Origin of the sequence: Micromonospora echinofusca, assembly GCF_900091445.1 — a bacterium.
Taxonomy (GTDB): domain Bacteria; phylum Actinomycetota; class Actinomycetes; order Mycobacteriales; family Micromonosporaceae; genus Micromonospora; species Micromonospora echinofusca.
The window spans coordinates 5,979,650-5,999,773 of sequence record NZ_LT607733.1 but is presented as its reverse complement, the minus strand read 5'-3'; the positions used below and the strand labels follow the sequence as shown (position 1 = coordinate 5,999,773).

The 20,124-nt window shown below is 72.7% G+C and carries 11 protein-coding genes and 1 pseudogene; 4 read left to right on the top strand and 8 right to left on the bottom strand.

The window, feature by feature from the left end:
• Nucleotides 1–31: 31 nt before the first annotated feature.
• Entirely contained in the window at nt 32–1,984 is a 1,953-nt protein-coding gene (gene eccE / locus GA0070610_RS25685; protein WP_089002412.1) for a type VII secretion protein EccE, read from the bottom strand.
• A gap of 223 nt (nt 1,985–2,207) precedes the next feature.
• On the opposite strand from eccE, the gene GA0070610_RS25680 reads away from it, so the two are divergent.
• Both GA0070610_RS25680 and GA0070610_RS25675 read left to right on the top strand, forming a co-directional pair.
• A complete protein-coding gene (locus GA0070610_RS25680; RefSeq protein WP_089003743.1) occupies nt 2,208–2,528 on the top strand; it encodes a WXG100 family type VII secretion target in 321 nt (106 codons plus the stop codon).
• 26 nt (nt 2,529–2,554) lie between these two features.
• Complete coding sequence (locus GA0070610_RS25675) at nt 2,555–2,848, top strand: WXG100 family type VII secretion target (protein ID WP_089002411.1); 294 nt, start codon at nt 2,555–2,557, stop codon at nt 2,846–2,848.
• A gap of 116 nt (nt 2,849–2,964) precedes the next feature.
• Here GA0070610_RS25675 and mycP read toward each other — a convergent pair.
• Nucleotides 2,965–4,244, bottom strand: a pseudogene (gene mycP / locus GA0070610_RS25670) (type VII secretion-associated serine protease mycosin).
• 152 nt (nt 4,245–4,396) lie between these two features.
• Between mycP and GA0070610_RS25665 the strand changes: the two are divergent.
• Nucleotides 4,397–7,387, top strand: coding sequence for an SseB family protein (locus GA0070610_RS25665; protein ID WP_089003742.1), 2,991 nt, complete (start codon nt 4,397–4,399; stop codon nt 7,385–7,387).
• Nucleotides 7,384–7,749 carry a hypothetical protein gene (locus GA0070610_RS25660; RefSeq protein ID WP_089002410.1) on the top strand — a complete coding sequence of 122 codons (366 nt, stop codon included), beginning with the start codon at nt 7,384–7,386 and terminating at the stop codon, nt 7,747–7,749. Before GA0070610_RS25665 ends, GA0070610_RS25660 begins: the two co-directional genes overlap by 4 nt.
• 1 nt (nt 7,750) lies before the next feature.
• Here the strand turns inward: GA0070610_RS25660 and GA0070610_RS25655 are convergent, their stop codons facing one another.
• The 6 genes from GA0070610_RS25655 to acs form a co-directional block, all read right to left on the bottom strand.
• A complete protein-coding gene (locus GA0070610_RS25655; RefSeq protein ID WP_089002409.1) occupies nt 7,751–8,683 on the bottom strand; it encodes an alpha/beta fold hydrolase in 933 nt (310 codons plus the stop codon).
• 158 nt (nt 8,684–8,841) lie between these two features.
• Nucleotides 8,842–9,384, bottom strand: coding sequence for a hypothetical protein (locus GA0070610_RS31265; RefSeq protein WP_197697769.1), 543 nt, complete (start codon nt 9,382–9,384; stop codon nt 8,842–8,844).
• A 120-nt stretch (nt 9,385–9,504) separates the two neighbouring features.
• Nucleotides 9,505–11,901: an immune inhibitor A domain-containing protein gene (locus GA0070610_RS25645; RefSeq protein WP_089002408.1), complete on the bottom strand. Its 2,397-nt coding sequence runs from the start codon at nt 11,899–11,901 to the stop codon at nt 9,505–9,507.
• 321 nt (nt 11,902–12,222) lie between these two features.
• Nucleotides 12,223–14,529, bottom strand: coding sequence for an immune inhibitor A domain-containing protein (locus GA0070610_RS25640; RefSeq protein WP_089002407.1), 2,307 nt, complete (start codon nt 14,527–14,529; stop codon nt 12,223–12,225).
• A 404-nt stretch (nt 14,530–14,933) separates the two neighbouring features.
• Nucleotides 14,934–17,726 carry an immune inhibitor A domain-containing protein gene (locus GA0070610_RS25635; RefSeq protein ID WP_089003741.1) on the bottom strand — a complete coding sequence of 931 codons (2,793 nt, stop codon included), beginning with the start codon at nt 17,724–17,726 and terminating at the stop codon, nt 14,934–14,936.
• Between the two features lie 265 nt (nt 17,727–17,991).
• Nucleotides 17,992–19,956 (bottom strand): acetate--CoA ligase, encoded by a 1,965-nt coding sequence (gene acs / locus GA0070610_RS25630; RefSeq protein ID WP_089002406.1) that lies wholly within the window; start codon nt 19,954–19,956, stop codon nt 17,992–17,994.
• Nucleotides 19,957–20,124: the final 168 nt, after the last annotated feature.

The following is a 20,124-nucleotide window of genomic DNA, read 5'->3' as shown; positions in this document are numbered from 1 at the left end:
GGACAACGTGCGGAAGCCGCGAGATCGCCGCTCATCGACGGGAGGGGCGGCCGATCAGCTGCGACTCGATCGGGGTGGGGGAGAGCAGCGCCCAGCGCAACGCCCGCCGGTTGACCACCGCCACCATGTCGTCCCGGATCCGGGTCAGCCACTCCGCCGACGCGCCGAGCCCCAGCGCGCCGCCCGCCACGGCGGCCTCGGCCGCGTCGAGCGGTTGCAGCAGGGCCAGGTCGGCGCGGCCCAGCGCGTCGGCGTCGGCGGGGGTCAGCTCGTCGCGTACGAGCAACGTCGTCCGCCACGCCGAGCCCGGCTCCGTCTCGGCGGGCGTGGCACCGGCGTCGACCACCACCAGCAGCGGACGTAGCGGCGAACCCGGCTCGCCCACGGGACGGCCGGGCGGCACCACCGGAATCATCGTGCCGGGGGCGCCGACGCCCCGGACGAACGGCTCCCACGCGCGCGGGCGGGCGGTCTGCACCACCACCCGGGCGCCGAGCGCCATGGCCCGCACCGCCACCAGCTGCGCCGCGCGCACCCCGCCGACCAGCATCACCCGGGTGCTCTCCGGCCGGAACAGCCGGACGGTCACCGCGCCGCCGTGCCGGTTGGCGCCGACCATCAGCCCCGCCTCGCCGAGGGCCAGCTCCAGGCCGTCGGGCGCCGGACCCGGACCCGACGCGCCCGCCGCCGCGAGCGGCAGCGTGCCGGCCAGCCCGTCGAGCTGCGCGCCGTCGAGCCGGTGCACCTCGCCGCCCACCTCGGCCACCAGCCGGCGCAGCGCCTGCGCCGCGATCGAGAGCTCCGCCGGGGTGGCGGCGGCCAGTCGTACGGCCAGCTCGGTCGGCGCCGACGCGGGGTCGGCGCCGGCCCACGGCCCCACGCCGAGCGAGACGGTGGTCGCCGTCGCGGGCAGCGCGAGCAGCCGGGACACCAGCCGCCGACCGGCGTCGCCACGCGCGTCGGGCCAGCGGCGCAGCCGGAACGTGGTCTGGAGCAGGTCGCCGGCCCGGACCGCCTGCCAGGTCTCCTGCGCGGGGTGGTCGTCGTGGTGGGCCAGCTCCGCCAGCACCCGCAGCGTGGCGTGCTCGCCCAGCGGGCGGGCGGTGACGGGCCCGATCCGGCGGGCGATCCGGCGCACCGTCCCGGAGAGCGCCCGCCGCAGCTCCTCCGCGGTCCAGCCCTCGGCGCGCAGCACCCGCACGGCGAGCACGGCCCGCTCCCGGCCCGCGAGCCGCCCGTCGGTGAGCTGCCGGTACGAGGTGGCGACCGCGCCACCACCCGCGCCGACCGTCGGCGCCGGCGAGCCCGTCAGCAGGAGCTGGAGCCGGACCGGGGGACCGTCCGACGCGGCGGCCGGCAGCAGCGACGCCGGGACGGGCAGCGCGCGGGGAGCGTCGCCGAGCAGATCGGCCGGGTCGCCGACCTCCAGCACGGCCACCATGCCGGCGGCGTCGTCCAGCACGGCGGCCGGCGCGCCGGCCAGCTCGGCGGGGCGGACGACCGCACCCGGGTCGACCAGGTCCAGCAGGGCCGTCGGGCCGGCGGCCGGCGGCAGGGCGCGCCGACGCGTGGCGTAGCCGAGCCCGGTGGTCAGCCACTCGAAGAGCCACCGCCCCCGCAGCCGCACCCAGGCCACCGGCAGCAGCAGCGCGGCCACCCCCACGGCGGCCATCGTCGCCAGCACCCCGCGACCGGCAGCCGCCACCACGGCGGCCACCGCCACCTGCGTGGCGACGACCTGACCGGCCCGGACACCCGCGCCACCGCGACGGCCGGCCGGGATCCACGCTGCCGGCGGGGCGACGCGGGAGGTAGGGGCGCCCGCCACCACGCCGCCCGGGCCGGGCGGTCCAGCCGAGCCGGGCGCTGCCGGCACGAGGGCCGGGGCGGCCGGACCGGGACCGGGGCCCGGGGCCGGCCGGTGCGGACCCGCGCCGGTCGTCACCGTCACCGCGCCTCCTCGACCGGTCACTCGCCGCGACATCGACGCCGCCCATCGTAAGCGGAGCGCCCGACGGGATGGGGGCCGCGGTCGTCCACAGGGGAGGCCCACGGGGTAGCAGAACCGCGACCGGACCGCTACCGTCAGCGACGAGTTTGCTGACCCCGCGCCCGCCGCGCTCGACGCCCGGGCGGCGCGAGCGGCGGCCCAATGGGCGGGCGCGCCGGCGGCCAGCCACGACCGACGAGACGAGGTGACGTCCCAGGTGTCCCAGACCCAGGCGGAAGCAGCGGTGATGCAGCAGACCGCCGCGAAGTTCGAGCAGGTCGACCAGTCCCTGCAGTCCATGCTGAGCAGCCTGATGGCCGAGTTGGAGGTGTTGCAGCAGGCCTGGCGCGGTGCTGGCGGGCGCTCGTTCGAGCAGGTCAAGCAGCAGTGGGCACAGGACCAGGCGGCGCTGCAACGGGCGCTGCGCGAGACCGCCGGCGCCATCCGCACGGCCGGCCAGCACTACGACGTCTCGGACGCCGAGGCCGCCAGCCGCGTGTCCACCACCAACCGCGGCGGCATCCAGCTGCCGCTCTGACCCGGCCTCGGGGGAGGAGACATCCGATGGACCACGGTGTACTCGTCGTCAACTTCGCCGCCCTGCAACAGGCGGGCGCGGACATCCAGAAGGCGCTGAACGCGCTCGACTCGCAACTCGGGCAGCTCGAACGGGACGCCGCCCCGCTCGTGGCGAGCTGGTCCGGCGAGGCCCGCCAGGCCTACGAGCAGCGCCAGGCCCGCTGGCGCTCCGCCTCGCAGGACCTCCAGGCCATGCTGCGCGACATCAAGCTCGCGGTGAACGACTCCGCCACCGACTACCTCGACACGGAGAAGAAGAACGTCGGCCTGTTCCAGTGAGCCCCGCCCGGTGGTGGCGTCGACCGTGAGCCGGTCGGCGCCACCATCGGCCGTCCGGGGCGGCGCAACCACCCACCGCACCGACGACCTGGGCCGTGGCGCGACCGCCGGTCCGGTCAGGCCGGTCCGGCCGGCCGCCAGCGGCGGCGCGCCCCGCGCGGCACGACCAGCGCCAGCAGCGCCGCCAGGGCCACCACCCCTCCGCTGACCCCAGCCACCAGCAACGCCCGGTCCCGGGCCGCCGCCCGGCGGGCCCGCTGCGCCAGCACCGCCGGCTCGGCCCGGTCGTCCGCGAGCGCCGTGACCTGGCGTACCCGCTCCGGCACCCCGCCCCCGGTCTCCGTGACCGCCCGGTACGGGTTCAGCACCCCCGCGCCGTACCCGCCGCCCCGACCGTCGCCCGGGGCCGGATCGACGGTCGCCGCGATCCGCTGCGCCACCTGCGCCGCGGTCAGCTCCGGCCGGTACTCGCGCAGCAGCGCGGCGGTGGCCGCCACGAAGGGCGCCGCGTAGCTGGTGCCCTCGGCCCAGTGGTGGCCCTGACCGGGGGCGGCCATCAGCACGTCGCTGCCCGGGGCGACCAGGTCGACGTACGCGCCGGTCTGGGAGAACGGGGCGCGCGATCCGTCCGCCCCGATCGCGCCCACCCCGAGCACCCCGTCGTACGCGGCCGGGTAGGGCCGGGGATCGCCGGCGTCGTGCAGGTTGCCGGCGGCGGCCACCACGATCACGTCCCGGTCGACCGCATAGCCGATCGCGGCGCGCACCGCCGGGTCGTCCGCGTACAGGACGACGGAGAGGTTGAGCACGTCGGCGTCGTGGTCCACCGCCCAGCGGATGGCGCGGGCGAAGTCCCCGGCGCTGACCGTGCGCCCCGACTCCCGCCCCTCGACCACCTGCTGCTCGCTGACCCGTACGGGCAGGATCCGGGTGCCGGGGGCCAGGCCGTGGAACGCCACCCCGTCGCGGGGGGCGGCGGCGATGATGCTCGCCACACCGGTGCCGTGACCGGCGCAGTCCCGGCTGCCGTCGCCGCCGGCGTCGAGCAGGTCCGTGCCGTCGAGTACGCGGCCCGCCAGTTGCGGGTGCCGTCGGTCCACGCCCGAGTCGATCACCGCGACCGTCACCCCGGCGCCCGTGGCGAGCGCCGCCAGGCGCTCCGGGGCGTACCGCTGCTGGGGCCAGGGACGCGCGGAAACCGGCCGGACCGGGGCGAGGGGGAGGCGCAGCCGGGGGCCGCGCGCGCGGCGGTCGGCGCGGGCGCGGAACGGCCGGCCGGCACCGGGCCGGGGGCGGGTCCCGCCGGGCGTCCGGCGGGCGCGGCGGTGGCCGGGAGGGCCGTCAGCAACGCCGTCGCGAGGGCGGCGAGAAGCTGGCGCGCGGGGGACCGGGACATCGACCGCCTCCGTATCGTGTCGACTCCGGAACGGGATGTTAGCGCCTCCGGCGGCAATGGGCGCACCGCCGCCGGCCAGCGATTGTGATCTTGCTTTTACCTTGTAGGTTGTACGCGATACGTATGGCCTGTTCGCGGGAGGAGGGGTGGCCGTGACCGAGTGGGAGCCGGCCACCGACGCCGAGGCGGCGATGCGGGACGCGCTGCGCGCCAACGACCAGCAGCTCTACTTCCGCGTCCTGGCCCGGACCGAACTGCTGCTGCCGGTCTCCGCCGAGGCGCTCGCGGGGACGGCGCCGGTGGGCTGGGGCACCTGGACCACGGGTGGCCGCACCCACGTGTTGGCGTTCACCTCCGGGGCGGCCGTACGCGCCTGCCTCGGCGAGAACGGCGGCGCCGTCCGGCGCGTCTCGTACCCCGACCTGGCCGACGGCTGGCCCAACCACGAGTGGTGGCTGGCGGTGAACCCCGGGCTGCCCATCGAGGGCTACCTGCCGGCCTGGTTCGTCGCCCAGCTCTCACGGGGCGACGTCCGGTTGCCCGGCCGCACCATGGGCGCGCGGGCCCGGCTGGAACGGGTGGAGACGGCCGCCCGGGCGCGGGCCCAGGCGGCCGGTCACGACATGCCGCCCGGGCCGGACGTCGGGCCGACCACTGGCGTGGCCCGGCCCAACGGCACGCTCCGGCCCGCGCCGACGGCCGCGTCGAGTACGGGCCGGGTCCCTGCGCCGGCCGAGCCGGCCCGCCCGCCCGCCTTCCCGACGGAACACCTCGATCCGCGGCGCGGCGACCCGACGGCCGGCGGACCCGCGCGGACCGACGCCGTGGCGGCCCCCGAGCGGGTCCCGCTGCCGCGTCCCTCGCCGCTCACCGAGCGCCCGAGGGGCCTGCCGACGCCCGACGCCCACCCGGCGCCGGGGACCAACGGCCGCCCGGCCGGGGAGGCCCCGGAGCGACCCAACCGGTCGTTCTTCGAGCCGGCCTCCGGCCGTGCCGCCGCGCACCGGCAGGAGGCGCTGCGCTCGGGCGAGCGGGCGGTGCCGCCGTCCCGCCTCGCGGCCGGCAGCCAGCCGTTCCCCCGCCGCCGGCCGCTCGGCGAGCCGGTGCCGGAGGAACCGACCCGCCCGATCCCGAGCACGCCGACCGGTGCCGAGCCGACCCACGCCTTCACGGCGCCCGCCGGGGAGCCGACCCACGCCTTCACGGCGCCCGCCGGGGAGCCGACCCACGCCTTCACGGCGCCCGCCGGGGAGCCGACCCACGCCTTCACGGCGCCCGCCGGGGAGCCGACCCACGCCTTCACGGCGCCCGCCGGGGAGCCGACCCACGCCTTCACGGCGCCCGGCGGCGAGCCCACCCGGGCCTTCGCGATGCCCGGCGGCGAGGCCACGCAGGTGCTGCCGCCGCGCGGGTCCGGCGAGGACGCCACCCGGGACCTCCGTGCTCCCGGCCCGGACCCCGGGCCGCCGCCACCGGGATACGGCGCAGACCGACCGCAGCCGGCCGAGGACCTCACCCAGGCGCTGCCGCGCCGGCAGACCACCCCCGAACCGGTCGGGCCCGAGCCGGTGGCGGACGCGGAACCGGTCTCCGGGCCACCCGCCTCCCGACGGGGGTTCACGCCCATCGTCATCGAGGGCACCATCATCGAGTCGCGGGACCTCACCGGGCCGCCCGCCCCCGAGCCCGGCCCGCCCGCCGAAGAGACCGTCTCGCTGTTCGAGCCGGTCCGGCGCCGCCGGGAACCGGTGACCGCCGAGCCCGCACCAACGGCGCCCGCCCGTCCGTCGCCGCCCGCCGACACCGTGCGGTCCGCCGCCCCGTCGTGGTCCGGCGACGCCACCGCGTCTCTGGATGCGACGGTGTCTTTGGATCCGACGGTGTCGTTGGATCGGACGCAGCCGGTTGTGTCGTCGGGTGATGCGACGGTGTCTTTGGATCCGACGGTGTCGTTGGATCGGACGCAGCCGGTTGTGTCGTCGGGTGATGCGACGGTGTCTCTGGACCCGACCGTTTCCCTGGATCCCGAGTCGCCTGCCGACGCGGCGTGGCCCGACGCCGGCGTTCCCGACGTCGGGCCGCCGGTGCCCGGTCCGGCGATCGCCGACGAGCCGGTCACTGCGCCTCTGACCGGGACCGCGGACGGGTCGTCGGGTGCCGGTTCCGAGCCGGTCGGCTTCCAGCCGGCCAACGAGGTCGAGGAGAACCTCCTCGACGCCGCCGGCGCCGGCAGCACCGACACGTTCCTGTCGACCCTGCTGCTGGCCCGCGTGCTGTTGCCGGTCGCGGCCGACTCCGCGCCGGGCAGCCGGCCCGGCGAGCCCGGCTTCGTGTGGCGTACGGAGGAACTGGACGGCGAGACGTTCGTCGTCGTGCACACCTCGCCGGAGCGGCTGGCCGACCACACCGACGCGACCGTCGAGACCATCGAGGTCAGGTTCGTCCAGTTGATCCGGCGCTGGCCGGACGAGGCCTGGTCGTTCGCGGTCAACCCGGGCACCCCGGTCGGGGCGAAGCTGCCCGGTGAGCAGATCGTCGGGCTGGCCAACTGGGCGGCCGAGGTGGGCCTCGGCGACGACACCGGGACCGAGGCCGAGCCGCCTGCCGCCGAGGAGCCGGTCAGCCGCCCCCGCTACGCCCCGCCCGCGCCCGATCCGGCGCGCCCCATCGTGATGCAGAAGGCGGTCGCGCCCAGCCAGCTCGCGTACTACCTGGAGCGGGGCTACGACCGGGTCTCCGGCTTCGTGCACCGGGCCGGCGAGCTGGCCCACCTCACGACCCCCGCCCAGCTGCACGACGCGCTCGGCCTCGGCTACCCCGACTCCCCCTTCGCCCGCGACGCCGGGGAGATCTACGTGCTGCGCTGGCCCGCGCACCGGCCGAGCCTCTACCGCATCCCGTACGGCGGGCAGAACGAGGCCGCCATGCGGGCCATGGAGGGTTGGGTCATCGAGCGCCCGCCGTTCCGGGGCAACGGATTTGCGCCGGGCGAGAGCAGCGACGTGGTGGCGGAGTTCAAGGTGGACAGCGCCCGGCTGCCGCACGGCGCGCAGCTGTGGCGGATCGGCGCGGACGGCACCGAACGGGTGGTCGCCATCCTCGACACGGACGCGCTGCGGTGGCGACAGGTCGGTGAGCAGTGACGCGCGACGGCTACGTGGCCCGCTGGAAGGGCCGGGAGTACCAGGCGAGTCCGGACGGCGACGACGTCCGGCTCTACCAGCCGGAGCCGGACGAGGGCTTCGAGGAGATCCGCCCCGGCCGCTACGTCCGGGTGCTGCCGGCCACCGAGCTCGACGACCTGGCGTACGTGCGGACCACCTGCACCTGGCAGGGGCAGCCGTTCATCGTCCTCGGCGAGCACGACGGCTGGCTGCGGGTGGAGTACACGGGCGGACGCTGGCCGGTGGCCCGGGCGATGGGGCTGGAGGTCTTCGACTTCGGCGTCTACCAGGGCTGGGCGCCCGCCGCCGAGGTCGCCGACCTGCGTGAGCAGCGGGTCTGACTCAGGACTTCGCCCAGCGCAGGACCTCGCCCAACACCAGGTCGCCGGCCTCCACGTGCGGGAAGTGCCCGATGTCGTCCAGGAGCCGCCACTCGTAGGGCGCCACCACGTACCGGCCGGAGCCCTGGGCGGTGCGCGGCAGGGAGGCCTCGTCCAGCGCGCCGTGCAGCTGGAGGGTCGGCGTGACGAGCGGCTTCTGCATCAGCCGGACGAAGCGGTAGCCGTGCAGGCGGAGCACCGAGCGGAACGCCCAGCGGTAGCCCTCCAGGGCGCAGAACGCCGCCTGCGGGATGCGCATGGCCTCCCGGCACCGCTGGGCGTACGCCTCGAAGCCCGGCCCCTCGACCCAGCGCGGCCCGCCCCAGCGGCGCAGCATCTCCTCGACGGCCGCCGAGTCGTCGCGGGTCAGCACGTGCTCGTAGCGGGGGAGCTGGAACTTCAGGGTGGGCGTGGCGGCGGCGAACTGCCCGCGCGGATCGGCGAAGATGGCGGCCCGGAGCCGCAGGGGGTGGGGGGCGCCGAGCACCACCAGCCGGCGCACCAGCGACGGGTGGAACGAGGCCACCGTCCACGCGATCATGCCCCCGACACCGGTGCCGACCACGGTGGCGGAGCGTTCGCCGAGCGCCCGGATCAGCCCGGCGACGTCGGCCGCGAGGGTGTAGCCGTCGTACCCCCGGGGCGGCTTGTCGCTGGCGCCGTAGCCGCGCAGGTCGACCGCGACGGCCCGGAAGCCGGCGTCGGCGACGGCCGGCAGCATCTCGTGCCAGGCCCACCAGTGCTCGGGGAAGCCGTGCAGGAAGAGCACCATCGGGCCCGTGCCGGCCTCCACGACGTGGAAGCGGCTGCCGTTGGCGCCGACGAACCGGTGCGTCCACGGCCCCTCGGTGAGGACGCACGACTCGTCGACGGGCCCGCCGCGCTGCTCGGTCATGGGGACAGCCTAGGTCCCCGTCGCCGGTCCGTTCCGTCGCCGACCCCGCGGGGTGGCCGGGACCGCTCACTGGCCCGACCCGGCCGGCGTCTGCAAGCGGTCGGGATGCGGGTGGCGGCGCAGCCGTGCCGCGTAGGGACGGGCGGGCGGGGTGGCCGTCAGCCGACCGGATCGATCTTCACGATGCTGGCCGGGGTGCCCGGGCCGCAGTCCGCCGTCGGGTCGGCGGGGCCGACGGTCACCCGTACCCAGGCACCCGTGGCGAAGGCGCCCTTGTCGGGGCCGTGCAGGGCGTACTCGCGGCCGTCGTCGGTGACCAGGCCGTAGCAGGGGCCGGCGCCGCCCCGGGTGATCCGCCCGGCCAGGACGTTGGCCATGCGCAGGTCGCTGGGCCACCTGGGCGGCGCCGTCGGCGGACCGAGGGTGGGTGGCCGGGTCGCCGACAGCGGCGGCGTGCTCCGGCCGGAGGGGGATGTCGGGCCCGGAGCGGACGGGGCGGCACCGGTGGCGCCGGCGGTCGGCGCGGCGTCGGCGGAACCGGCGGCCGGGTCGGAACCGGCCGCGCCGGTCGACGGGGCGCCGGGGGTCTGCTCGGCGGACACGACGTCTCCGTTCCGCGACCCGGCGCAGCCGGACAGCGCCAGCGTGAGCGCGACGCCGGGGCCGAGCGTGCCCAGGGTCGCACGGATGGTGGGGGTCACGGCCCATCCGACGCGCCGCGCGCCGCGTCGGTTCCCGCCCCGGTGCACGTGGAAAGGGCGATGCCCGGGCAGGTGACCTGCCCGGGCATCGCGTGGTGCGGGTGGTGCGCGATCAGTGGATCAGGAGATACGGATCTTGGTGTAGACGCCGTCCTTCTCCAGAACCTTGATCTTGGTGCCGGTGGCCGGGAGCTTGACGCCGTGGTTCGGCAGCTCCGGGAACCAGTACTGCTTGGTGTCGTCGAACAGCGGCTGCGCGGCCTGGCCACGGATGTACTGCGGCTGGCTGTTGAGGTGCAGCGTGAACGAGTCGGCCTTCTTCAGGCTGAACGGCGCGTCGTAGACCTGGACGCGGGCCCGCCAGGGCTGGCCGGTCAGGTTGTAGATCGGCCGCGGGTGCGCGTCGATGATCAGGTTGCGACCCTCACCCGGGTGCGCGAACGTGTCGTTGTCCGCCCAGCGGGTGTTCCAGTAGGAGATCAGCAGACCCTCCTGGTACGCGTAGTGGTCCACGTAGTCCGGGCGGGTGTTCTGGTAGCCGAAGAAGTACGGGCCGGTCTTCAGGTACTTGTCGTACGAGATGTACTGCCGGGTGCCCGCGATGTAGTAGTTGTCGTACGCCTTGGTGTAGCTCTCCTCGGCGGTCTCGAAGCCACCGGCGAGCGTCCAGCCCGCGGCGCCGGTCTCGGCGCCGTCGGAGAGGACGGTCTGACCGTCGGCCGTCACGGTGATCGCGTCACCGTAGAAGCCACCCTCGGAGACGCCGCCGTCGGTCTGGTAGCGCAGCCGGAACTGCGCGACCTTGCCCGCCGCCACGTCCATGGGGATGACGACGTCGACCCACTCGCCGCCGCTGCTGCCGTCCAGCGCGTAGCGGCCGGCCGAGATCTCCTTCAGCGGCTGGCCGTTGGCCGTGCCGGGCAGGGTCACCCAGGACTGGCCGCCGTCCAGCGACGCCTCGAAGAACAGGTAGTCGTAGTCGGCCTCGATGTTGTAGCGGCCCTTCATCGACAGCGACGCCGACGACTTCCCGGTGAAGTCCAGGGTCCGGGTCATCGTGCTGTTGAGGTCGTCCCGGTTGCCCGAGAAGAACTGCTTGGAGCCCTCGAACGGGGCGCCGTGCTCGAACGTGTAGTCCCGCTGCGGGAGCACCACGACGACGCCCTGCGCCTCGTCGCTGTTGTACTCCTGCGGGCCGAGGGTCATGGTCCGCTTCTGCCCCGCGACGACCACCTCGTAGTCGAGCCAGCCGAGCTGGAGCTTGTTCCACGCGCCGAGGTCGCCACCCCGGTCACCGATGCCGGCGTCGTTCTTGGCGCCGAGCCGGCTCTGGGCCATCAGGGTCCAGTGCTCGTTGTTGTTGTCCCCACCGCTGGTGACGTTGTAGTCGTCCGGCAGACCGAGGTCGTGGGCGTACTCGTGGTAGAAGACGCTCCGGCCACCGTTCTCCGGCTGGATGGTGTAGTCGCCGATCCAGAGGCCGGTGTTGCCGATCTGGGTGCCGCCGAGCGGGTTGCCGACCGGGCCGGTCGAACCCTGGTCGGACGCGAAGGCGTACCAGCGGTGGCTCCAGATGGCGTCCTCGCCCTGGTGCGGGTCACCGTCCGCCTCGTCGCCGCCCGAGTGGACGATCTGGAAGTGGTCGATGTAGCCGTCCGGCTCGTTGAAGTTGCCGTCCGAGTCGTGGTCGTACCGGTCCCACTCGTCCATCGCCTTGAGATCGGCGGCGATCTGGGCGTCGGTGCGGCCGGCGGCCTTCTGGTCGGCGACCCACTGGTTCGCGGCGTCGCGGACCAGCGCCCAGGTGTTGGTGCAGACGTTCGAGGCGCACGGGTAGCCGCCGGAGCGGCCGTAGCGGGCCTCGTTGTACTGGACCTTCACCCAGTCGGTGACGGTGCCGTCGACGCTGTAGCGACCCGAGGACTGCGCCTCGAAGTACTGCTTCACCGACTCGTCACCGGGGTTGGTGCCGAAGTAGAGCTTGCGGTAGTAGTCGGCGTTGTAGTCCGCCTGCCACACCGTGGAGTTGTCCACCGCCCGGTTGGGCTGGGGGATCTCGTTGTGCAGCGGCCCGTCGAACCGGGTCGGACCCGCGGTGTCCGGGTCGGTGTCCTGGTCCGGGTAGTTCGGGTGCCGCTCGTTGCCGAACTCCGCCAGGATGACGAAGATCCGGTCCGTCTTCTCCCGGGAGAGCTCGACGTACTGGTCCTCGGTCTGGGTGGCGGCGTTGGCCCGGGTCGAGCGGGCGTTGGCCCCCTCGGCCTGGGTCTTGCCGACCTTGACGACCGTGCTGCCGTTGACCTTCTGCGGCTTGACCCGGCCGGAGAGGACGTCGCTCAGCCCCTCCTGGCGCAGGGCGCGACGCTTCTCCTCCAGCGGGTTCGGCAGGTCGTGGTCGACATGGGCTGGCTCGGCGACCGACGGAGCGGCCGTCGGCAACTTCGGCTGCGGCGCGGCGGTGGCGGACGAACCGAACGCCAGTCCTGTCGCGGTCAGCGAAAGCCCGAGCAGACCCACTGCGACTTTGCGCACGTGGTACCTCCGGTGTGAGGGAACCGGCCCAACGGGGGTACGGGCCGGTGGAGATCGATCCCACTAGTGGGACCAATGGTGAACATAGACACTCGTGTGACCGGTGGGAAGACGCGTGCGTCGATTTGTTGCAAAGTTTTGTTGGGAATGCTTTTCACCGTCACATCCCGGCCGTTCACCGACACCGTGAGCAGCGCGAACGGCCGGCCCGGAGAAGAAAGAGACGGTTTTCGATAGGAGTGATCGCGTACGCGAAAAGTGGGGCCGGTGGCGTCACCGCCACCGGCCCCACGAGTGCCCCGATCGTCAGTTACTGACCTTGACGACCATGTCGTCGGTCGGGTTGGTGCCCTGCTGAAGGATCTCGATCCGGGTGCCGGAACCGGCCACCTTCACCGAGTTCCAGGGGTTGCCGGCCGTCCAGTACTTGTTCGGCCCGCTGTCGGAGAAGACCGGCTGCGGGGCGAGCGCCGGAAGCGTGACCGGGACACCGTTGAGGTGGAAGGTCTGCGCCGGCTTGGCGTACAGGCTGAACGTGGCGTCGAAGCCGTTGCGCCGGTTGGTGATGGTGCCCTGGCCGTCGACGGTGATCTTGTTCGGTCGGACGTCCACCGGGAGGTTCAGGCCGTAGCCCGGGTGCTCCGAGGTGTTGTTGTCGCCGTAGGCGTAGTTCACGTACCAGACCAGCATGCCGGGCTGGTTCGAGAACCGCTCCACCCAGTTCGGGCGGGTGTTGTTGAACCCGTAGTTGTACCCGCCGGTCCGCAGCGTGTCGTCGTAGCCGACGTAGGACCGGTTCTCCGCGATGTAGAAGCGGGGGTACGTGTCGGTCACCGAGCCGGTCATCCGGGTGAAGCCCTTGGCGGTCCACTCGGCGGCCAGCGTCTCGGCGTCGTCGGTCCAGGCGACGGTGCCGCCCTTGATCAGCGACACGTTGTCCAGGAAGGCGCCGGCGAGGTGCACGCCGCCGTCGGTCTGGTAGCGGTAGCGGAACTGCACGGCCTGCCCGGCGTACGCGGACAGGTCGTAGGACAGGTCCACCCAGGCGCCGCTGGTCGAGCCGTCGACCCCGGTCTCACCGGCGTCGACCGACGAGTTGCTCAGCGCCGTCCAGGTGGCACCGCCGTCGGTCGACACCTCGGCGTAGAGGTAGTCGTAGTCCTCTTCGATGTCGTACCAGGCCTTGGCGGTGATCGACGCGGACGTCGTACCGGTCAGGTCGAGCTGACGGGTCAGCGTGGTGTTCAGGTCGTCCGCGCTGCCGCCCCACCACTCGTACGACCCGCCGAACGGCGTGTTGTAGCTGGTGGTCTGGGTCTGCGCCGGCAGGTTGACCACGACCGCCTGGGCCTTCGGCCCGTCGCTGTCGCCGGCCGGGCCGAGCGTGACCCGGGTGGTGCCGCTCTTCTCCTCGACCACCGAGTAGTTCAGCCAGCCCAGGTAGAGCTTCGACCACGGGTCCATGTAACCCGGGGTCGACCCGATGTCGTCCTTGCCGCGGCTCAGCCACGAACCGGAGGACATCAGGCTCCAGAAGCCCACGCCGTTGTCGCCGCCGGCCGTGTCGTAGAGGTCCGGCAGGCCGAGGTCGTGGCCGTACTCGTGGGCGAACACGCCCAGGCCACCGTTCTCCGGCTCCGTGGTGTAGTCACGGATCCACATGCCGGTGTCGCCGATCTGGACACCGCCGGCCTTGTTCGTGTCCGGACCGGCGCTGCCGGCCAGGTTCGGGAACGCCGCCCACCGGTGCGACCAGATGGCGTCCTCTCCCTGGGCGCCGCCGCCGGCCTCCTCGCCCTCGCCCGCGTGCACCGCCTGGAAGTGGTCGATGTAGCCGTCGGGCTCGTTGAAGTCGCCGTCGCCGTCGAAGTCGTACCGGTCCCAGATGTCGAACTGGGCCAGGTACTGCTTGATCTGCTCCGGCGTCTTGCCAGCCGCGACCTGGGACTGGTACCAGGCGGTGGCGGTGTCCTTGACGAAGTTCCAGTACCCGTCGGACTCGGGGATGGCGTTGCTGCCGTAGCGGGCCTCGTTGAACGGAACCTGCACCCACTCGGTCACGTCACCGTTGACGGTGTAGCGCCCGCCCGACTGCTTGTAGTAGAAGTCCCGCATCGACTCGCCAGGACCGAACATCATGTCCTGGTAGTGCGCCCGGTTGAAGTCCGGCCGCCACAGCGTGCTGTTGTCGTCGGTCGAGTTGCCGTCCCAGTTGCGGTCCGGCTCGGCGATCTGGTTGTGCGCCGGGCCGGCAGCTCCACCGGTCCGGGGGTCGGTCTGATCGCCGAACTCGACCAGCATCGTGAAGATGGGGTCGGTCTTCGGTGCCTGCTGGTACTCGACGAACAGGTCGTCCTTGACCTGGATGACCTTCGAGCCGTTGCGTGTCTGAAGCTTGGCCTTGCCGGAGAGCAGGTCGGCGATGGCCTTCTTCCGGATCTCCCGCTGCTGATCCGACTTCGGATCGGGGAGGTTGTCCCTGCCGTGCTTCGCCTTGTCGGAACCGGGGGCCGGGTCCGCGGCCGGTGCGCCGGAGGCCGGCGCCGACACGACTCCCGCCGCCAGCAGCGCGGCCGCGGCCGAGGCCAGACCGGCTGTGACTCGTCTCCTCAAAGGTCCTCCTCCTTTGTGGATCTGTTACATGACGAGCGCGGTACGAGCCGCACCCGTCATGTGATGCGGGACTCACCATTACAGAGCGCGTGGGTGCTTGTCACGGGTCGACTGACGCTGGAGAACGCACGTCTGGGCCCGTAAATGCGCATAAATGAGACCCAAAAGCCGTCCCCCGATGACGCGTTTTAACGTCACGTTTTGGCCACGATCACTGTGGGTGACGGTGATTCTGAGGTCCCCTTAGGGGAGCGCTGGGAACCGGGAAACCGTCACGGGGCGGGCCGCCGGCTCGACTCCGGCTCGCGGGAGTGCGGCCTCCGCGAACACGTGGGCGGGGCCCGCCCGGAGAGCAGTGTGCTCCCGGACGGGCCCCGCCTGTCACCGCTCGGCCGACCCTCGGGTCAGTTGCGCGCGGGCGTGACGTGCACGGTCGCGTACGAGTTGTCCCTCGCGGCGCGCTTGATGGTGATGGTGACGCCGTAGGACACGCCCTGGTCACCCGGGTTGCCGGTGCCCAGCACGATCGCCCCGCCGCCCAGGGTGACCCCGTAGTAGGACGTCGCCGGCGTACCGTCCGGGTTGGTGACCCGGGTCGTGTACGGCGCGTTGCCCTTCGACGGGACGACCACGGAGGCGTCGTTGTCCCGCGCGTACGGCGAGCCGTCGCGCATCTCGATGCCCGGGTACCAGCCCTTCGCGTCGGTGAAGCCCCGCACCGGCGCCTGCGGGCCGAAGCTGGTGCAGTACTCGCTGTACGGCTCGTCCGCCGCCTCCAGGCACTCCTTGAAGGGGTACGTGGGCTTGAGCGAGAAGGCCGCGTTCGCGGACTGCGGGCGGCTGGGCAGGTTGTCCAGCACCGACGGGTCCTTGACGGCCGCCTCACCCGTGCGGCGGTACGGGTCGAAGTGCGAGTCGACGATCAGCAGACCGCCCTTGGCGCCGTAGCTGGGCAGCGCGGTCATCTGCGCCGTGGTGTGGTTGACGTCGCCCCGCTCCGTGTCGCGGTACCAGACCAGCATGCCCGGCGCGTTGTAGGAGACCCGGTCCACCTTCCACGCGTCGCGCGAGTAGATCGTGTCGTAGGTGTACTTCAGGCCCTCGTCGAAGCCGTCGAAGTTGCGCCACTCGGCCAGGTAGTAGTGCGCCTGGGTCGAGGTGCCGGTGTCGATGTGCCAGCCCTGGCCGGTGGTGTCGACGAAGGTGCCGCCGGTCGCCGTCCAGCCGTTGGCCCCGCCCTCGACGTCGTCGCTCCACGTGGTGGCGCCACCGCCGGTCACCGAGAAGTCGTCGGCGAACCAGCCGCGCTCCGCGAACGCCTCGTCCGTGGCGTAGCGCAGCCGCAGCTGCACGGTCTGCCCGGCGTACGCCGACAGGTCCACGTAGTCGTGCCGCCAGCCGTGGGTGTCACCGGTGAGGCCGTACTTCTTGTTGCCGAAGTCCACCATCCGGCCGTTCGGGTCGGCGTAGCCGTCGTTCGTGGTGACGAGCTTGCCGGTCGAGTCGTAGACCTTCTGCTCGGTCCAGGTGGTGCCGCCGTCGGTGGAGAGCTCGACGAAGCCGTAGTCCCAGTCGGCCTCGATGACGAAGTTGTTCCACATCCAGAACTTCGCGTCGGCCGCCGCCGGCACGGCCACCTGACGGGCGATCTTGACGTCCGCCCAGTCCTGGTCGGCGCCGGAGTACCACATGTTCGCGCCGCTGTGCGGCGTGGCCAGCGTGATCACCTTGTCCGGCAGGTCGATCTTGATGCCGTCCTTGGTGCCGCGCGGGGTCCGCGAGGTCTGGCCGAGCTGCACGGAACGCGGGTCGGAGCCGGGCGCGAGGGTCAGCGGGTCGGCCCAGCCGAGCACCCACTTGTCCCACAGGCCCATGTGCGTCGGCAGCGCCTGGAAGATCTCACCCGAGTGCGAGCCCGAGGCCATCAGGTCCCAGAAGTCGACGTCGGAGTCGGCGTTGCCGGAGGTGTCGTAGAGGTCCGGCAGGCCCAGGTCGTGGCCGAACTCGTGGGCGAAGACGCCGACGCCGGCATCCTCCGGCTGCACGATGTAGTTCGAGACCTGCAGGTCGGTGCCGGGGATGGTGTAGCCGCCGGCGATCGACGACGAGTGCGCCCAGATGGCGTACGTGCCCTCGGCGCCGCCGCCGCGGGACTTGCCCTGTCCGGCGTGCACCAGCACCAGGTGGTCAATCACGCCGTCCGGCTCGAAGAGGTTGCCGTCGCCGTCGCGGTCGCCCTGGTCCTCGATGTCGTAGTCGGCCCACGGGAAGTCCGGGTCCGTCTTCGCGAGGGTGTCGATCGCGTCGGTGGCGAGCCGGCCCGCGCCCTGCGGGTTGTCCGGGTGGCCGTTCATCGACTGCTGGCGCCCGGGGACCCAGTTGCCGTTCTCGTCCTGGAAGCAGCGCGAGGCCGCGTACCAGCCCTCGGAGTGCGGCACCTTGATCCACGGGCTGGCCTGCCCGTCGACCGTGTACGCGCCCTTGGACATCTCCAGGTACATGTTGTGCATGGTCCGGCCGGCCAGGCTGACGCCCGGCTTGCCGTCCGGCCCGGTCAGGTCCGGGCGGACCCGCTCGGTGATGCCCTCCTTGGTGTAGAGCATCTTGTCGTAGTGGGTGGGCGAGAAGTCCGGCACCCACATCGAGTTGTTGTCCTCGTGCGGCAGGTTCGCCGGGTTGGGGATCTTGTTGTGCAGGGGCCCGTTCTGCACGGAACCGAGGACGCAGCTCCGGTCCTCGAAGACCGTCCTGGGCACCATGACGTCGGTGAAGTCGTCGTTGGCCTGGTCGTTGAACTCCACCAGCAGGGTCAGCAGCTTGGCGGTCTGGGTGCTCGGGGCCTGCTTGATCTGCCGCGGGCTCTTGCCCGTCTTGATCGCCTTGGCCTCGTGCTTCGCGAGCTGCTCGGCCGCGACGGGGTTGCCGCGGGCGTACTTGCGGTCGAAGGCGCGCGCCTCTTCGACCGCCGGGGCGAAGACACCACCCTTGCCCTTGACCTCGCGGCCGCTGCTGTCCGGCTGGACGGCCGGCTCGGCGTAGTTGATGTAGTACTCGTCCGCGCCGATCGTGGCTCGGGCGGGGCCGGGCTCCGCCGCCGCCGCGCCACCGGTCACGGTCAGTGACGTGGCGGCGAGGGCGATGGCGGGCAGCGCGACGAGCAGGCGTCGACGCGACCCGGATTGCGGATTTTGGTTCATGCCGCTCCGTTTCTCGGGCATGGGGGAGGAAGAAGTCGGCCGGCCCTCCATCGATGTGACATCCATCGAACCGACCCGACCTGCGTGAACCTAAATCAGAAAACAGGCGATTGACAGGGGTCGACGACTGCCTGTGTCCGTTCAGCTTCTCCCGGCTCACCCGACCGACCGATGTGACAGCCCGCATCCGGCCGGTTGCCCATGCGTAAGAGACGACGATGGGTGACGGCCCGCGCGGGCCGTCACCCATCGGGGCGTACGCGTGTCAGTCCTCGTCGGACTTCCCGCCGCCCATGCCGGACGAGATCAGGTCCATGACGGACGAGTCCTGGAGCGTGGTGACGTCGCCGAGCGAGCGGTTCTCCGCGACGTCGCGCAGCAGCCGGCGCATGATCTTGCCCGAACGGGTCTTCGGCAGCTCCGGCACCAGCATGATCTGCCGGGGCTTGGCGATCGGGCCGAGCGTCTTCGCCACGTGGTTGCGCAGCTCGGCGATGAGCTTCTCACCGGCGTCGCCGGCGATGTCCGTGGTGCCGCGCGGGATGGCGAACGCGACGATTGCCTGCCCGGTGGTCGGGTCGGTCGCGCCGACCACCGCCGCCTCGGCCACCGACGGGTGGGAGACCAGCGCCGACTCCACCTCCGTGGTGGAGATGTTGTGCCCGGACACCAGCATCACGTCGTCGACGCGGCCGAGCAGCCAGACGTGCCCGTCGTCGTCCTTCTTCGCTCCGTCCCCGGCGAAGTACATCCCCTCGAAGCGCGACCAGTACGTCTCGATGAACCGGTTGTCGTCGCCCCAGATGGTGCGCAGCATCGACGGCCACGGCTCGCGCAGCACCAGGTAGCCACCGCCGCCGTTCGGCACCGACTGACCCTGGTCGTCGACGACGTCGGCGACGATCCCGGGCAGCGGCGTCATCGCCGAGCCCGGCTTGGTCGCCGTCACGCCCGGCAGCGGCGAGATCATGATCGCCCCGGTCTCGGTCTGCCACCAGGTGTCCACGATGGGCAGCTCACCCCCGCCGACGTGCTGCCGGTACCACATCCACGCCTCGGGGTTGATCGGCTCGCCCACGCTGCCCAGCAGCCGCAGCGAGGACAGGTCGTAGCCGGCCGGGATGTCGTCGCCCCACTTCATCATCGTGCGGATCAGCGTCGGGGCGGTGTAGAGGATGCTGACCTTGTACTTGCCGACGATCTCCCAGAACCGGCCCTTGTGCGGGGTGTCCGGGGTGCCCTCGTACATCACCTGGGTGGCGCCGTTGGAGAGCGGGCCGTAGACGATGTAGGAGTGCCCGGTCACCCAGCCGATGTCGGCCGTGCACCAGTAGACGTCGGTCTCCGGCTTCAGGTCGAAGACCGCGTGCGTCGTGTACGACGTCTGGGTCAGGTAGCCGCCCGTGGTGTGCAGGATGCCCTTCGGGCGGGCCGTGGTGCCGCTGGTGTAGAGGATGAACAGCGGGTGCTCGGCGTCGAACGGCTGCGCGGCGTGCTCGGCCGACGCGGTCTCGACCGTCTCGTGCCACCAGCGGTCCTTCGCCGACCAGGCGACCTCCTCGCCGGTACGCCGGACCACCAGCACGTGCTCGATCGACGGGCAGTTCGCCACCGCCTCGTCCACGGTCGGCTTCAGCGCCGACGGCTTGCCCCGGCGGTAGCCGCCGTCGGCGGTGATCACCACCTTCGCGCTGGCGTCCTGGATGCGGTTGGTCAACGCGTCGGCCGAGAAGCCGCCGAAGACCACGCTGTGCGTGGCACCGATCCGGGCGCAGGCGAGCATCGCGACCGCCGCTTCCGGCACCATCGGCAGGTAGATCGCCACCCGGTCGCCGGCGGAGACGCCCAGGTCGGTCAGCGCGTTCGCCGCCTGACAGGTCAGCCGGTGCAGATCGGCGTACGTGATGGTCCGGGTGTCGCCCGGCTCGCCCTCCCAGTGGATGGCGACCTTGTCGCCCAGCCCGGCCTCGACGTGCCGGTCCAGGCAGTTGTAGGCCACGTTGAGCTGCCCGCCGACGAACCACTTGGCGAACGGCGGCTTCGACCAGTCGAGCACCTGGTCCCACTGCCGCGCCCAGGTCAGCCGCCCGGCCTGTCGCTCCCAGAACGCCAGTCGGTCGGCTTCGGCCTCCGCGTACGCGTCGGCGGTGACGTTGGCGTTCGCGGCGAGTTCGGCCGGCGGCGGGAACTGGCGCGTCTCGTTCAGCAGATTTGCCAATGCCTCGCTCATGCCGTACTCCCTCGTCGCTCAGGTGACCTGCGTCTCTCTAGGGCACGAGGTTAGTCGTGGCGGCCGGTGCGGGCGACCGCCGGTCCGGCCGACGCGCGCCGAGCGGCCCCCACCGCGCGCCGGACGGCGACGCGGGCCGCCGTGCCGACGCCATTTGTCCGGGAGGGC